Origin of the sequence: Cedecea neteri (assembly GCF_000758325.1) — a bacterium.
GTDB classification, from domain to species: domain Bacteria; phylum Pseudomonadota; class Gammaproteobacteria; order Enterobacterales; family Enterobacteriaceae; genus Cedecea; species Cedecea neteri_B.
In genome coordinates this window covers 3,943,148-3,956,382 of sequence record NZ_CP009459.1, presented here as the reverse complement: position 1 = coordinate 3,956,382, position 13,235 = coordinate 3,943,148, and the positions used below count along the sequence as shown (strand labels likewise).

General features: G+C 54.2%; 15 protein-coding genes and 2 tRNA genes. 10 read left to right on the top strand and 7 right to left on the bottom strand.

Annotated features, from left to right (window positions below; translation table 11 throughout):
* The first annotated feature begins 125 nt into the window (after window positions 1-125).
* The 8 genes from LH86_RS18520 to LH86_RS18485 are packed head-to-tail and all read left to right on the top strand — an operon-like array spanning window position 126 to window position 6,501.
* Entirely contained in the window at window positions 126-560 is a 435-nt protein-coding gene (locus LH86_RS18520; RefSeq protein WP_039304412.1) for a nuclear transport factor 2 family protein, read from the top strand.
* Complete coding sequence (locus LH86_RS18515) at window positions 557-1,276, top strand: SDR family NAD(P)-dependent oxidoreductase (RefSeq protein WP_039304409.1); 720 nt, start codon at window positions 557-559, stop codon at window positions 1,274-1,276. Before LH86_RS18520 ends, LH86_RS18515 begins: the two co-directional genes overlap by 4 nt.
* Window positions 1,273-2,532 carry an NAD(P)/FAD-dependent oxidoreductase gene (locus LH86_RS18510; RefSeq protein ID WP_039304407.1) on the top strand — a complete coding sequence of 420 codons (1,260 nt, stop codon included), beginning with the start codon at window positions 1,273-1,275 and terminating at the stop codon, window positions 2,530-2,532. The genes LH86_RS18515 and LH86_RS18510 overlap by 4 nt, the downstream gene beginning before the upstream one ends.
* Window position 2,533: 1 nt before the next feature.
* Entirely contained in the window at window positions 2,534-3,256 is a 723-nt protein-coding gene (locus LH86_RS18505) for a DUF1365 domain-containing protein (protein ID WP_039304404.1), read from the top strand.
* Complete coding sequence (locus LH86_RS18500; RefSeq protein WP_039304401.1) at window positions 3,253-4,473, top strand: SAM-dependent methyltransferase; 1,221 nt, start codon at window positions 3,253-3,255, stop codon at window positions 4,471-4,473. The genes LH86_RS18505 and LH86_RS18500 overlap by 4 nt, the downstream gene beginning before the upstream one ends.
* Window positions 4,470-5,000: a hypothetical protein gene (locus LH86_RS18495; RefSeq protein WP_039304399.1), complete on the top strand. Its 531-nt coding sequence runs from the start codon at window positions 4,470-4,472 to the stop codon at window positions 4,998-5,000. The genes LH86_RS18500 and LH86_RS18495 overlap by 4 nt, the downstream gene beginning before the upstream one ends.
* Entirely contained in the window at window positions 4,997-5,524 is a 528-nt protein-coding gene (locus LH86_RS18490; protein WP_039304395.1) for a DUF3833 domain-containing protein, read from the top strand. Before LH86_RS18495 ends, LH86_RS18490 begins: the two co-directional genes overlap by 4 nt.
* 17 nt (window positions 5,525-5,541) lie before the next feature.
* Window positions 5,542-6,501 (top strand): YbgA family protein, encoded by a 960-nt coding sequence (locus LH86_RS18485; protein WP_039304392.1) that lies wholly within the window; start codon window positions 5,542-5,544, stop codon window positions 6,499-6,501.
* Window positions 6,502-6,542: 41 nt separating this feature from the next.
* On the opposite strand, the gene LH86_RS18480 is transcribed toward LH86_RS18485, so the two are convergent.
* The 4 genes from LH86_RS18480 to mtfA form a co-directional block, all read right to left on the bottom strand.
* Window positions 6,543-6,872 (bottom strand): gamma-glutamylcyclotransferase family protein, encoded by a 330-nt coding sequence (locus tag LH86_RS18480; RefSeq protein ID WP_039304387.1) that lies wholly within the window; start codon window positions 6,870-6,872, stop codon window positions 6,543-6,545.
* A gap of 184 nt (window positions 6,873-7,056) precedes the next feature.
* Window positions 7,057-7,857: an MBL fold metallo-hydrolase gene (locus tag LH86_RS18475; protein WP_039304385.1), complete on the bottom strand. Its 801-nt coding sequence runs from the start codon at window positions 7,855-7,857 to the stop codon at window positions 7,057-7,059.
* Window positions 7,858-8,113: 256 nt separating this feature from the next.
* A tRNA-Asn gene (locus LH86_RS18470) sits at window positions 8,114-8,189 on the bottom strand.
* A gap of 100 nt (window positions 8,190-8,289) precedes the next feature.
* Window positions 8,290-9,087, bottom strand: a complete 798-nt coding sequence (mtfA, locus tag LH86_RS18465; RefSeq protein ID WP_039304381.1) for a DgsA anti-repressor MtfA — start codon at window positions 9,085-9,087, stop codon at window positions 8,290-8,292.
* Between the two features lie 94 nt (window positions 9,088-9,181).
* Between mtfA and LH86_RS18460 the strand changes: the two genes are divergently transcribed.
* Window positions 9,182-9,271, top strand: a tRNA-Ser gene (locus LH86_RS18460).
* A gap of 175 nt (window positions 9,272-9,446) precedes the next feature.
* The gene (locus LH86_RS18455; protein ID WP_008458053.1) at window positions 9,447-9,782 is read left to right on the top strand and encodes a DMT family transporter; all 336 of its coding nucleotides are present in this window, start codon (window positions 9,447-9,449) and stop codon (window positions 9,780-9,782) included.
* A gap of 16 nt (window positions 9,783-9,798) precedes the next feature.
* On the opposite strand, the gene LH86_RS18450 is transcribed toward LH86_RS18455, so the two are convergent.
* The 3 genes from LH86_RS18450 to LH86_RS18440 all read right to left on the bottom strand — a co-directional run bounded on the left by LH86_RS18450 (window position 9,799) and on the right by LH86_RS18440 (window position 13,192).
* On the bottom strand, window positions 9,799-11,124 hold the full coding sequence (locus tag LH86_RS18450) for an HdeD family acid-resistance protein (protein ID WP_039304378.1): 1,326 nt from the start codon (window positions 11,122-11,124) through the stop codon (window positions 9,799-9,801).
* Between the two features lie 37 nt (window positions 11,125-11,161).
* Window positions 11,162-12,430 (bottom strand): MASE1 domain-containing protein, encoded by a 1,269-nt coding sequence (locus tag LH86_RS18445; RefSeq protein ID WP_039304375.1) that lies wholly within the window; start codon window positions 12,428-12,430, stop codon window positions 11,162-11,164.
* Window positions 12,431-12,544: 114 nt separating this feature from the next.
* Window positions 12,545-13,192, bottom strand: a complete 648-nt coding sequence (locus LH86_RS18440; protein WP_231562705.1) for a hypothetical protein — start codon at window positions 13,190-13,192, stop codon at window positions 12,545-12,547.
* Window positions 13,193-13,235 lie beyond the last annotated feature (43 nt).

The following is a 13,235-nucleotide window of genomic DNA, read 5'->3' as shown; positions in this document are numbered from 1 at the left end:
CTTCTAGTGCATTGAAATAATTGTCTTTTTAAAAATATCACATTCTAAACTTGGACAAATTTAAGTATTTGTGCAAGTTTTAATTATACAACAACGCCAGATGCTTCACCGCGAGGGTGAAATTCATGGGCACAACGCCAACCGCCATTCATCGCTTTATTGATTATTACGCCGGGTTGGACAAGCAGCCGCCCTCGGCGCTGGCCGGGCTTTACGCCGCCGAGGCCATACTCATCGATCCGTTTGGCGAACATCACGGGCTAGCTGAGATCCAACGCTACTTCGCTCATCTGCTGGCCAGAGTGACGTCCTGCCGTTTTGTTATAGATCCCCCGCTATGTGACGAGGCGCGTTTTGCCGTCAGTTGGACAATGCACTGGTCTCACCCGAAGATTGCCGGAGGTGAAGGGCTGTCCTTGCCTGGCTGTTCGATCGTTGATCTCGAGAATGACCTGATCGTTCGCCAGCGCGACTATTACGATGCCGGAGAAATGCTGTATGAACATCTGCCCCTGCTGGGGTGGGCGGTTCGCAGCGTGAAAAGCAGGGTGCGCCCATGATGACTGTCCTCATTACGGGCGCAAGCTCCGGCATCGGTAGCGGGCTGGCAAAATCCTGGGCCGATGAGGGGCATCGCGTCATTGCCTGTGGCAGAGATGCGGCTCGGTTGGCCACGTTGCAGCAGCACAGCTCAAACATCGCGGTACGTCAGTTCGATATGACCGACCGGGATGCCAGCCGTGAGGCGCTGGCCGACTGCCGGGCCGATCTGGTTATCCTCTGCGCGGGAACCTGTGAGTATCTGGATAACGGTCGGGTGGATGCCGCGCTGGTTGAGCGGGTGATGACGACCAATTTTCTTGGGCCGGTCAACTGCCTGGCCGCCCTTCAGCCACAGCTTGTTGCCGGCAACCGCGTGGTGCTGGTCAGCTCGATGGCCCACTGGTTGCCTTTTCCACGGGCAGAGGCCTATGGCGCTTCCAAAGCCGCGCTGACCTGGTTTGCCAACAGCCTGCGCCTGGACTGGGAGCCGAAAGGAATTGCCGTCACGGTGGTCTCACCGGGCTTTGTGGACACGCCGCTAACTCAAAAAAACGACTTTTCCATGCCTGGCCGGGTGAGCGTCGATGATGCGGTGAAAGCGATTCGCCGTGGCCTGGACAAAGGCAAAGATGAGATAGCTTTCCCGACGGGTTTCGGCCTGGTGATGCGCCTGTTGGCGGGGTTACCTGCAGGTCTACAGCGCCTTTTTTTGCGCAGGATGGTTCGATCATGAACATCGCTATTATCGGCAGTGGCATCGCCGGGCTGACCTGCGCCTGGCGACTCGCCGGACACCATCAGGTGACCCTTTTTGAAGCAGAGTCCAGCGTGGGAGGGCATACCGCCACGGTGGATGTGGCTACGCCACAGGGCACCTACGCCATCGACACCGGGTTTATTGTCTACAACGACCGGACTTATCCGCGTTTTATGGGCCTGCTGAGCGAGCTTGGCATTCGTGGGCAAAAGACGCAGATGAGTTTTTCGGTGCATAATCCGCAAAGCGGGCTGGAATATAACGGCCACACATTTAGCTCGTTGTTCGCCCAGCGTCGAAACCTGATTAACCCGGCATTTTGGGGGCTGCTAAAAGAGATAGTCCGTTTTAACCGGCAGGCAAAAGCCGCGTTGATGGGAGAGGTTGATCCCGAGGCGACATTGCAGGACTTCCTTGCTCAGCAACAGTTCAATGCCTTTTTTGCTCGCCACTACATTTTGCCCATGGGGGCCGCTATCTGGTCCTCGTCGCTGGAAGAGATGCGCCGTTTTCCTCTGGCGCTGTTTCTGCGCTTCTTTGAGCACCACGGCCTGCTGGATATCACCCAGCGCCCCCAGTGGTATGTGGTCCCTGGTGGTTCACGGGAATACATCCGGGCGATGCTGGCTCAGCTGGGCGAAAGGCTGACCGTGCATCTCAACACCCCGGTGCAGCGGGTTATCCGTCATCACGACGGTGTTAACATCGAGCTGGAACACTCAAGCCAGGCGTTCGATCAGGTGATTTTTGCCTGCCACTCTGCTCAGGCGATGGCGATGATTGAAAATCCCACTCAGGCTGAACGTGAAGTGTTGGGTGATATTGGCTGGCAGCGTAACGAAGTGGTATTGCACAGCGATCGCCGCTGGTTGCCGGAACGAGAACGCGCCTGGGCAAGCTGGAACTACCGCCTCAGTTCGCAGGAACGGGCCAGCGCCTGCGTCACTTACAACATGAACATTCTGCAGGGGTTGCCGAAAGAAGCCCCGCTGTTTTGCGTGACGCTTAACCCGGACACGCCCATCGAGCCCCGCTTCGTCTGGCAGCGCTTTGTCTACGAGCATCCACTCTTTAACCCGCAAAGCTGGCGCGCACAGGCGCGTCGCGGCGAGATAAACGGCCACCAGCGAAGCTGGTTCTGCGGTGCCTATTGGTACAACGGTTTTCATGAAGACGGCGTGCACAGTGCGCTGGATGTGGTGCAAGGCATTGCGGCCGGAGGAGGGCAATAACATGAACAGTTGCCTTTATGAGGGGATCTTGCGCCACCGCCGCCTTCAGCCTAAAACGCACCACTTTACCTACCGCGTGTTTATGGCCTGGCTTGATTTAGACGAGCTTGATGCGCTGCCGGGAATTGGCATCCGCCGTAACCGTTTCGCCGCTGCCGCTTTTCACGATGCGGATTACCCGCTGGGTGTACCGCTCAAAGAGAAAGTTCTGGCGCGGCTGAAAGACCTGACGGGGGAGCAGCCTGAAGGGCCAGTCATGCTTCTGACCCAGCTACGCTACTACGGGTTCCACTTTAATCCGGTCAACTTTTACTACTGCTATGACGGCGACAACGCCCTGCGCTGGGTTCTTGCCGAGGTGCGTAATACTCCCTGGAACGAGCGCCATTACTATGCTGTCGATGGGCAGACGTCACGTCCGATTGAAAAAGCCTTCCACGTCTCGCCGTTCAACCCGATGGACATGGTGTACCACTGGCGTTTTAACCCTCCCGGCAAAACGCTGCATATGCATATTGAAAATCATCAGGCCTCGAAAGTGTTTGATGCCACGCTGTTGCTGCGCCGCCAGCCCCTGACGCGCAAAAATCTGACGTCCATGCTGCTGCGTTTCCCGGCCATGACGTTAAAAACTGCGGTCGCCATTTACTGGCAGGCGCTGCGGCTGTGGCTCAAACGTGTGCCTGTTTACAATCATCCGGCTAGCAGGAGTGAACGTTCATGACCAATTCCGCCTATGCGCTTGAACCCGATGTGCCGCGCAGCGTCCGTATCGCACGCTGGCTGCTGTTTCGCTTGTTGAGCGGCATAGAACAAGGGTCTGTCACCGTGCGAGAAGGATCGCAGACCTTCCATTTCGGCGATGCAGCCGCCTCACTTAGCGCCGGGGTGCAGGTTATCTCCCCGAGGGTTTACTGGCGAGTGCTCACCGGCGGGAGCCTGGCGGCCGCCGAAGCGTGGATGGACGGTGACTGGGAGACCGAAGAGCTAACCCCGTTGCTGCAAATTCTTGCGCTAAACGGGCGTGTACTGGGGCGGCTGGAAAACGGTTTCCGCCTGCTGGGTAAACCCGTGGAACGCCTTCGTCACTGGACGCGGCGTAATCACCGGGAGCAGGCGCGGGAAAACATCGCCGCACATTATGATTTGGGCAATACCTTTTACTCGCTATTTCTCGATCAAGAGCTGCTCTACTCCAGCGCGCTGTTTGCCTCTGAGGAGCAGGATCTTGTTCAGGCCCAGCGTGCAAAAATGGCGCGCCTGTGTGAACAGCTGACGTTAAAGGCAAGCGATCATCTGCTTGAGATTGGCACCGGTTGGGGAGCGATGGCGGAGTACGCCGCTTCTCACTATGGCTGCCGGGTTACCACCACCACGCTGTCCCAGGAGCAATATGACTGGGCGAAGGCACGTATCGCCCGAGCCGGACTGCAGGACAGGGTCGAGGTGCTGCTTTGCGACTACAGGGATTTGACCGGGCACTATGACAAGCTGGTTTCGATAGAAATGATTGAGGCCGTAGGCCAGCGCTATCTGCCTGCGTTCTTCCGCACCTGCCAGGCACGTCTGCGCCCGGGGGGAAAAATGGCGATACAGGCCATCACTATTCAGGACCAGCGCTACCGGGAATACAGCAAAAGCGTGGACTTTATTCAGCGCTATATATTCCCCGGCGGTTTCTTGCCGAGCGTGACGGTGATGAGCGACCTGATGACCCGCCACACCGACTTTGTTGTGCGTAACTTGTTTGATATGGGGCCCGATTATGCCCGCACGCTGGCGCACTGGCGGCAGCGTTTTGTTCATGCCTGGCAGGAAATTGAGGCGCTGGGATTTGACGACCGCTTCCGTCGCATGTGGCTCTATTACTTCGGCTACTGTGAGGCTGGGTTCAACGCCCGCACCATCAGCGTGGTGCAGTTGACCGCAGAGCGGGTATGAAACGTTATCTGCAAGTGTTCCTGCTGCTGTGCCTAAGCACGCTTTCGTCAGCCGCCCACGCTGCCGACTGGCTTAGCTGGCACAAAGTGGGGGACGCGACCCTGACCTGGGGGCCGTTTACCGTCTATACCTCTCAGTTGCGCACGCCGGACGGGCGCTATCAGGGGCTGACGCAAGATCAGGCGCTGATCATTACCTATAAGCGCGATATCGACCGACAGGCGCTGGTGGATGCCACCCGCGAGCAGTGGCAGGCGCAGGGCATCCTCAGTGAACCGCGAAGTGAGGCCTGGCTGCGGATGCTGCAAACGCTTTGGCCGGATGTCACGGCAGACACGCAACTGGCTTTTGTCCTGACTGACGGCCAGGGCCAGTTCTGGTATCGAGCTTCTGCGGCGCAAAAAAGCTTTACGCCATTAGGGTCACCCCAGACTGCAGATTTCAGCAGGTGTTTTCTGGCCATCTGGCTGGGGCCCCGGACGCAATATCCTGAGCTGCGTCAGCAGCTGACTGGAGGTGAAAAATGAAACGCATACTGTTACTCGCGCTGGGAGGGCTGATGCTGTTGGCTGGCTGCAGCACCGAGATTACTGATTATCGTCACCAGCAGCCCTCGCTGGACATCTTTCATTATTTCCAGGGCAAAACTGAGGCGTGGGGCATGGTGCAGGATCGCAGTGGGAAGCAGCTGCGCCGCTTTCACGTTGAGGTCGACGGCGATGTGGTGGGGGATACCCTGACGCTGAATGAGCACTTCATCTATGACGATGGCGAAAAGCAGCAGCGGGTGTGGCACATCCGCCGTCTTAGCGCGGAAAACTACGAAGGTACGGCCGGAGATATCGAAGGTGTGGCGACGGGCCAGGCCGCAGGCAACGCTTTTAACTGGCGCTACAGCATGAACGTCAAAGCCAACGGTAGCACCTGGCTGCTGCATTTTGACGACTGGATGTACCTCCAGGACGACAAACATATTTTCAATAAAACCGAGATGAAAAAATTCGGGGTTACCGTAGGCACCGTCACGCTTTTCTTCACCCGTAAAGCGTAGTCAGAGAGGATAAAACCATGAGCACCAAACCTGTGATTGGGATCAGCGGCTGTTTAACCGGTTCTGCCGTGCGATTTGATGGCGGGCACAAGCGCATGGCCTTTGTCATGGAAGAACTGGCGCAGAGTGTGACCTTCAAACCTGTTTGCCCGGAAATGGCGATTGGGCTGCCTGTCCCCCGGCCTGCACTGCGCCTGGTGAAACTGGGCGAAGGGGAGATCAGAATGCGTTTTAGCCAGGCGCCGCATGATGACGTCACGGAAAAAATGGCCGATTTCGCCACGAACTATGTCTCGGGGCTGGATGGGCTGGCTGGATTTATCGTTTGTGCTAAATCGCCGAGCTGCGGGATGGAACGCGTCAGGCTGTACGACGTGAAGGGCAATCCGGGCCGCAAGGAGGGCGTGGGGACGTTCACTAAAGCGTTGCTGGAAAAATTCCCCTGGCTGCCGGTCGAAGAAGATGGACGCCTGCACGATCCGATGCTGCGGGAGAACTTTGTGGAGCGTGTTTTCGCGCTGCATGAGCTGAACATGCTGCGGGCTAACGGCCTGAGCCGCCGCGCGTTACTCGATTTCCATAGCCGGTACAAACTTCAGCTGCTGGCCCATCATCAGGCGGGCTACCGCGAGATTGGGCCTTTTGTCGCCTCCTTGCATCAGTGGGACGATCTGGACAGCTTCTTTGTGGCCTACCGTGAGAAGCTGATGGCAATTCTTAAAACGCCCGCTTCTCGGAAAAATCACACCAATGTGTTGATGCATATTCAGGGGTATTTTCGTCCCAGGCTGAATGCTCGCCAGCGCGGTGAGCTGCGGGATGTGATCCTGCATTATCGGGATGGCTTGTTGCCGATTCTGGCCCCCCTGACGCTGCTGAAACATTATCTGGCGGAATACCCGGATCGCTATCTGCTGACGCAGAACTACTTCAACCCTTATCCGGATTATTTAGCGCTTCGGCTTGGCGTGAATTAACCGGCGAAATGGAGGAGACCGAGCTTGTTTTCGGTCTCCACTTAACGCTGCGGCTGCAGCTGATAAATCCAGGCGCTGACGGTGTGGCCATCATTCGTTGTGACCCCGACTTTTACACGATCGTACCCGTCTTCAAATTCGTCCAGCATGGGCCAGTGTTCTTTCAGGTTTTGGGATAAAAACAGATAGCCGTGAACCTCCGGGCCATTTTTATCCAGCACGATGCCGGGGAAGTCGGCGGCCGCTCCCCAGCCGCGTTCGTAAAAAGTGCCGTGCACATAGCCCGGCAGCCACTCGCCGCCAATATTTTCCATTATGTGGGCGTTGACGTGGCCGGGACGAAGTGTGCCGTAGACAAACAGTGATTCCATTTTTCCTCAACGCGTAAAGCCGCTAAATCAGGAGTAGAGCAGGGGATTCAACATACGGTGTATCGGGGCGGCTGGCAACGGGAAGGCAGGGGATTAATTCAAGGGATGCATGCTGATGAAAATCGTCGGCATCCCGGTACTGTTCAGTGGTTGTGTTCTGATAGCCACTCTGTTTATTTAACCCCTAGCCAAGAACATAAACATCACCCGTTGCCGGAGAGGCTGCTTCCGGCAACCACAAGCGGCCCCATTTACCAGTACAATGACAACCCAGTATTTTATCTGGTTTATGGAGGTGTAGAAATTGCCTTACCTTCCAGAGCTTAAGGGGTGACGCACAGCGTAGATGAAAACCACCGAAAATAGCATGAATATGATTTATCCCGGTTATATTCTGGCAGTGGCGTACGATATCAATCAACCCACGGTGACCACAGCCGATAAAAATGATCAGCCCAACGTCGGATTTATAAATTAAAACCCCTTCATCTTTTACATAATCCGTTTCCGTATTTTTACGACCGAGAACACCGTAGGCATGCGGTTTGGCTACAGGGATCTCTCCTGACCACATAAAACGTTCCCCGATATGTAGTGGGGTTCTGCTGTACTCCATGCGAAAACGCGAAAAATCATTATCCAATGATAATTTTTTTATTCTGGCGGTATAGCCTGAAAACCTTACTGCCGAGTAGCGCTCATTCGCCACCATTGGATGGCATATTATCCGGCATGCATCAGAGAGCCACGGAACACCGCCACAATGGTCATAGTGACCGTGGGAAAGTACAGCCGCGGTCAGGTTTGTCAAATCGACGCCCATTAAACCTGCGTTATGCATGAAGCTATCATCAGGGCCGGTATCAAACAGAATTGAATCATTTTCATCCTGTATCAACAGACTAAGTCCGGCCTTAGCACGCAGCAAATTTTTAGCTCCGGGCTTAAGTCGGTTTTCCAGCAGGACGCTGACGGTTATGGACATGTTCGCTCTTCCCTGAAGTGATTCGTTACCGCCCGGCGGCGATAACTCTGTGAGACGCAGTCAATAATACTTCATTCCTGGAGTGGAGCACGATTTATATACAGGCAGCTTTTGCTCATCTGAAAGCAATGTATGAGGAGGAAGAGATTACCTGACTAAAGCTGGGATGCTTCAATGACCACAAGTTTTTCCCGATTCCGAGACGTATGATAAGCAAAAAGCCCGCTTAAGTTTCCTTAAGCGGGCTTCTTAAATATGGCTCCTCTGACTGGACTCGAACCAGTGACATACGGATTAACAGTCCGCCGTTCTACCGACTGAACTACAGAGGAATCGTGTGAACGGGGCGAATATTAGCGTTAGCCATAAAACCTGTCAACAGTAAAAGTAACGTATTAATTCATATGGTTAAATTTACGCCTCGTTGACGATTTAATGCACCGTATTTCCGGCAGTGCCGGGGAAGTTTTCACGCTCAACCAGCCGTTGGAGTGGATCTTGCCCGTAGAACTGGCAAAAGCGCTGGTAAAGAGAGGCGAAACGCGGTGTGAAAAGCTGCGGCGCGCTGAAGAAATATTCGGAAAGCACGGCAAAGCATTCTGCCGGATCGGTGGCGGCATAGGCGTCTATACTGGCGGCATTTTCGCCCACCATGTCGATTTCATCCTGGATACTGTCCATCGCGGCGTGGAGGTCGTGCTCCCAGCCCGCCACGTCCCGCAGCGCAATTAACGGCACACCGCTGGCGCGGTCGCCGTTGCGGCTGTCCAGCTTGTGAGCTACTTCGTGAATAATCAGGTTAAAGCCGGAGGCGTCGAAGGAGTCCTGCACGTCCAGCCAGTTCAGAACGATAGGCCCCTGCTGCCAGCTTTGCCCGGACTGCACCACGCGCTGGCTGTGCACCAGGCCGAAGTCATCCTGCCATTCGTCATCCACAATAAACGGCGCGGGGTAGAGCAAGATTTCGTGGAAACCGTCCAGCCATTCAATGCCCAGTTCCAGCACCGGCAGGCAAAACAACAGCGCAATACGCGTGGATTTCAAATCATCCAGCTCAAAACCCTGCAGCGGCACCAGCCGTTTTTGCTGTAAAAAACGATCCGCAAGGCCAATTAATTTCTGCTGCTCGGTTTCACTGAGTGATGCCAGTACGGGAATGGCTAACGCTTGCTCCCACGGTAACGCGGGAGCGGCGCTTGAATCACTTGCTTTCCAGGGCCACTTAATCATGTTACTTGCTCGCAAAGTCATCGTTTGAACTGAAACGAAAGAACCCAGACTGTTAAAATGCCGCATAACCGGGCATGATGGCAACCACCAGAACGGAGAGATGCCGGAGCGGCTGAACGGACCGGTCTCGAAAACCGGAGTAGGGGCAACTCTACCGGGGGTTCAAATCCCCCTCTCTTCGCCAATTATTCAAGCACTTATCGCATTTCATTTCAGTGACCAATCTCTCGCTCCCGCAATACAGGTAACCCTATGTGTAACAGTAACGCCTGGCATCGGCTGCGATTTCCCTGTTGTTGAAATACCGCCGCGCATTAAGTTCTATACTCTCCCGAGGATTTTGTACAACGGGAAAAAATATGCTTAATACTTACGTTATCCTTGCCATCTCTATATGTGCAGAGACGCTGGCGACCACCATGATGAAAGCCTCTGACGGGTTCAGCCGTCTGGTTCCCAGCGTGGTGGTGGTTGTGGGCTATGCAATTTCATTCTATGGCCTCTCCCAAGTGGTGAAAACCATGAATATTGGTATCGCCTATGCGATCTGGGCGGGGATGGGAATCTTCCTGGTTTCGGTGATGTCATTTCTGTTTTATAAACAAAAACTCGATCTTCCGGCTATCGCAGGCATGTTGTTTATTGCCGTGGGCATCATGATTATTCAGCTTTTCTCAAAGTCTGTTACCCACTGACCGTCGTTAATAACGGCTATTCCCCGGCCTTACTGCTGTCGCGCCACTTGAAGGTGACGCGCTGATACCATGGCTCGGGGACAGGGTGAACGATGCTGCGTAGTGCTCTGGCGTAATCCATCACCAGCCCCGGAGTCCAGGCCATAGAAGTGGCACGTTTACGCACCTGGGCGGCTATCCAGAGCTCGGGCATGGCGAGCGTTCTGAGTATGGACAACCAGCTTCGCGTATGTTTTGAAAGCACGCCATCCAGCGACGCTTCAAGAGCGTAAGCAACGCTGCTCGAGCAATTACGGTAGGTGAGGTTGTAAGTTTTTGTCAGCTTGTAGGCACTCCAGAAACGCTGTAAGGCTTTGCCATTGTAATGATGGAAATAGATCTTGCGATCTGACTGGCACCACTCTGCGGATTCAGTGGCATAGTCAGGCTGATACGTTCCCGGCACATCATTGTCGCGTGTGGCCTTAAGCGTATTTAAAAACTCGGCAGGCGATCTATCAATGTCTTCTGCAGGATAAAGGCTGATGTAAAGATCAGGCGGGACTTCAAGCGCGGCGTGGCCCGTCGATATAACACCTTCGGAGTCTACTGCGGCGATATAGCGGTTGATGACCGGGCGTGGAATTGTTGACGCGCTGGCTGTACCTTCCGGGGTCCAGATATGTACGGTTAGCGGTTCACGAAAATCAACGTTCGCGGGTTCGGCGAGGTTAGGCTTGATATTCGTGCCTTTTTTCACTTCAACACCTATTCCTGCAGGCACTAAAAGGTCGAAGACCGAGGTACCTTCTCGCAGCCTTGCAACGCGAAGTGCAAGACGTACGGTATGGATCCCGCTGAAAATCATCAGCGTTCCCAGGAAGAACGATACCGTAGCTTTATAATGCGTAGGCCAGGGGCTGAACATAAAAAAGGCGAATACAATTTGCGCTAAACCGGTGGTCAGGGTGCCCTTCCAGTGGGGGAAACGTACAATCCACGCCGAGAAAATAACGAACAGGCCAATGACGAAATACGCAAAACCAAACACGATGGCCAGCAGCAAATTGCTGTAGGGCTGATTGGATAAGATAAGCAGCGAGACGAAACAAAAAATCCCCCCCTTAAAGTAAAGCACGGCTTTTTGCGCTCCGACTCCGCCGGAAGCGATGCTCAGCGTTACCAGACTTTCCAGCAGCAAAAGCAGGCCAAAAAAGCGCAACGGGAAATACGTCACGCCGTCCAGACCGTCCAGGAAAATAGCCAGTCCGAGCAGGCTCCAAAGACTCCCCAGCAGGATCAGATATTTAACCCTGGAGCGCATAAAGTCGACGCCGAACAGTAACAACGCAATCTGAATCACAAATTTGTCTCTCCTTAAAAAGTGCTCACGTCCGTGTTTAGATAGCCAGATCGTAATGGCTGACCTGCCAGTTTCCGACAATAATGCTGGTCCCGCCGTTGGACATAGCAACGCCGCCGCTGTCAACCAGCGTGAGCCATTCATCCTCATTCACCTTGATACGAAATATCAGGGGTTTGCTTTTGTTCGGAACAGAGGAGAGCCAGTGCTGCCGAAGTTTTTCCCGATCTGAGGGATGTACCTGCGCCAGGACTCGCTCGATGGTGTCGAACGCCTGGGAGGAAGTCGAACCCAGGAGTGAAGAGAGATCGTTTTCCCAGTTGAAAATACCGGTTTCAGGCTCCAGTCGATAAAGTATGCCGTTACCCGCCAGTCGGCCAGTGTCCGGATTGAAACGCGTCGTAGAGCGGCTTAACACTCGCACAAAGACGACCAGTAAGGCGGTCGCAGAGAGATAGCTCAGCGCCAGCAGCAGGGATTCGGTAAAGCTAAGGCCGTGGAGAAAGAAGGGCCCCTGATGCTGGTCGGTAAAGTGGATAACAATCGCCCCCAGTGTCAGCAGGCCAATGGAGCCTCCACGATTCCCCCAGACCAGGGAAAGCATTAGCGTCAGCACAATCGGTAAGCAAGAAAGGGCAAAATAGAGCGCGGCGGCCTCGGTTCTGAGCCAGGTCCCGCTGTAGTCGAAAATAAACACCGTTGCGGCACAAATCAGCAGTAACAGCGCCAGACCTGTCAGACGGGAAGACCAGGTAAGAGCGGCCTGGAGGCCACGCTTATTCACGAAGCCCATGACGACGGTCGTTGCGAAGAAAATCCCGGTCACGTCGGCAACGAACCCATTCCAGATGGTCTTTGTTATCGGCTGGTCGGTGAAATACGCGTAGCCTCCGCCGACGATTAGCGCATCGAACAGGCTGACAATAAAGGTGGCGCAGATCCACAGCAGGATGACGTGCAGATCGTCATTGGGCCGAGAGAAACGGCGTACCAGCCAGGCAATAAGCACGTTGGCAGGCATCGCCAGCAGCGAATAACTCAGCGTGGTTAAAAAAAGAGGCAGGCTGTGCCAGGCTTCGTCCTGCAGGATGCTTGTTACCGCGAAGATAAGGATAAGAGCAGGATAGTCACGCCAGCGGGCAGACAATAAAGCCGCTACGGCAACGCCCGATGGGAACCAGACAATCGCTATTGCGGAGTTCGGGTCGTCAAATTTTAGCGAGATAAGCCCGGACAGATAATAGACCAGCCCCCACAAAAGCAGGATAGCGGTTTGCTGCAGCCAGGAAGGGAAATACGTTTTCATTTCTCGTCCATTTTTGATTCAGGAAAGCGCGCAGCATTCCGCTGTCGGGCGTTATTTTACGTAAAGGCTAACAACCCTTGGCTGAAAACACAAAATAGGGCCATTTACTAGCCTTCAGACTGCATGCCGCGCATCGACTTTCTCTGCTGAGAAAATAGTCCTGATGTTAGCCGCTGAAGATTGAATTTGCCCTTCATGTTGTTGATTGTCTTCTATATCTTGCTCGTGGGTCTGCCCCTGCAACCCGGTTTCTGCCACGATGCTTTGCTTATAAAGATCGGGGCGTTCTTCGGCTCCCGGGCATACACAGTGGGGAGCGGGAGAGGGGATCAAAGCGGTACGCAGAGATTCCCGAAGTTCGCGTTGCACCCATTTCATGGCCTGATTTGGCATCGCTGAGACGGACATTTTCCCCGCCAAAAGACAGGGCTTCACGTTCCAGACCATCAATAAAATGTCCTTGCGGGTCCCTGTATCGGTCGAATGATATATTTTCGCGGACGTCAGGTGCGAGCTGGCCTGAGCTTCCCAGCTATAAACCAGCAGGGCAACAGTATCACTTCGGTCATTCAGCGGCTTTACCGTGGGTTTAAAAATGCCGATGACAATCAGTGCGGCCAGCATACTAAGCAGTAAGCCACTGCACAATAACAGCAGGCGTTGGCTGTTTTTATTAAGCAAAAATAAGCGTGTTTTGAACCCGGACATCCTAACCAACTCCAGGGCTGAATCGGTCGTTTCCAATAAGAAAATGCCACTCATCTAACCCGAATTTAATAAGCGAAACAGCAAAACCTTTATGTAA

Excerpts from the sequence above, each read along its gene's own strand:
- LH86_RS18520 (WP_039304412.1), top strand. The coding sequence starts at position 126 with ATGGGCACAACGCCAACCGCCATTCATCGCTTTATTGATTATTACGCC.
- LH86_RS18515 (WP_039304409.1), top strand. The coding sequence starts at position 557 with ATGATGACTGTCCTCATTACGGGCGCAAGCTCCGGCATCGGTAGCGGG.
- LH86_RS18510 (WP_039304407.1), top strand. The coding sequence starts at position 1,273 with ATGAACATCGCTATTATCGGCAGTGGCATCGCCGGGCTGACCTGCGCC.
- LH86_RS18505 (WP_039304404.1), top strand. The coding sequence starts at position 2,534 with ATGAACAGTTGCCTTTATGAGGGGATCTTGCGCCACCGCCGCCTTCAG.
- LH86_RS18500 (WP_039304401.1), top strand. The coding sequence starts at position 3,253 with ATGACCAATTCCGCCTATGCGCTTGAACCCGATGTGCCGCGCAGCGTC.
- LH86_RS18495 (WP_039304399.1), top strand. The coding sequence starts at position 4,470 with ATGAAACGTTATCTGCAAGTGTTCCTGCTGCTGTGCCTAAGCACGCTT.
- LH86_RS18490 (WP_039304395.1), top strand. The coding sequence starts at position 4,997 with ATGAAACGCATACTGTTACTCGCGCTGGGAGGGCTGATGCTGTTGGCT.
- LH86_RS18485 (WP_039304392.1), top strand. The coding sequence starts at position 5,542 with ATGAGCACCAAACCTGTGATTGGGATCAGCGGCTGTTTAACCGGTTCT.
- LH86_RS18480 (WP_039304387.1), bottom strand. The coding sequence starts at position 6,872 with ATGGAATCACTGTTTGTCTACGGCACACTTCGTCCCGGCCACGTCAAC.
- LH86_RS18475 (WP_039304385.1), bottom strand. The coding sequence starts at position 7,857 with ATGTCCATAACCGTCAGCGTCCTGCTGGAAAACCGACTTAAGCCCGGA.
- mtfA (WP_039304381.1), bottom strand. The coding sequence starts at position 9,087 with ATGATTAAGTGGCCCTGGAAAGCAAGTGATTCAAGCGCCGCTCCCGCG.
- LH86_RS18455 (WP_008458053.1), top strand. The coding sequence starts at position 9,447 with ATGCTTAATACTTACGTTATCCTTGCCATCTCTATATGTGCAGAGACG.
- LH86_RS18445 (WP_039304375.1), bottom strand. The coding sequence starts at position 12,430 with ATGAAAACGTATTTCCCTTCCTGGCTGCAGCAAACCGCTATCCTGCTT.
- LH86_RS18440 (WP_231562705.1), bottom strand. The coding sequence starts at position 13,192 with ATGAGTGGCATTTTCTTATTGGAAACGACCGATTCAGCCCTGGAGTTG.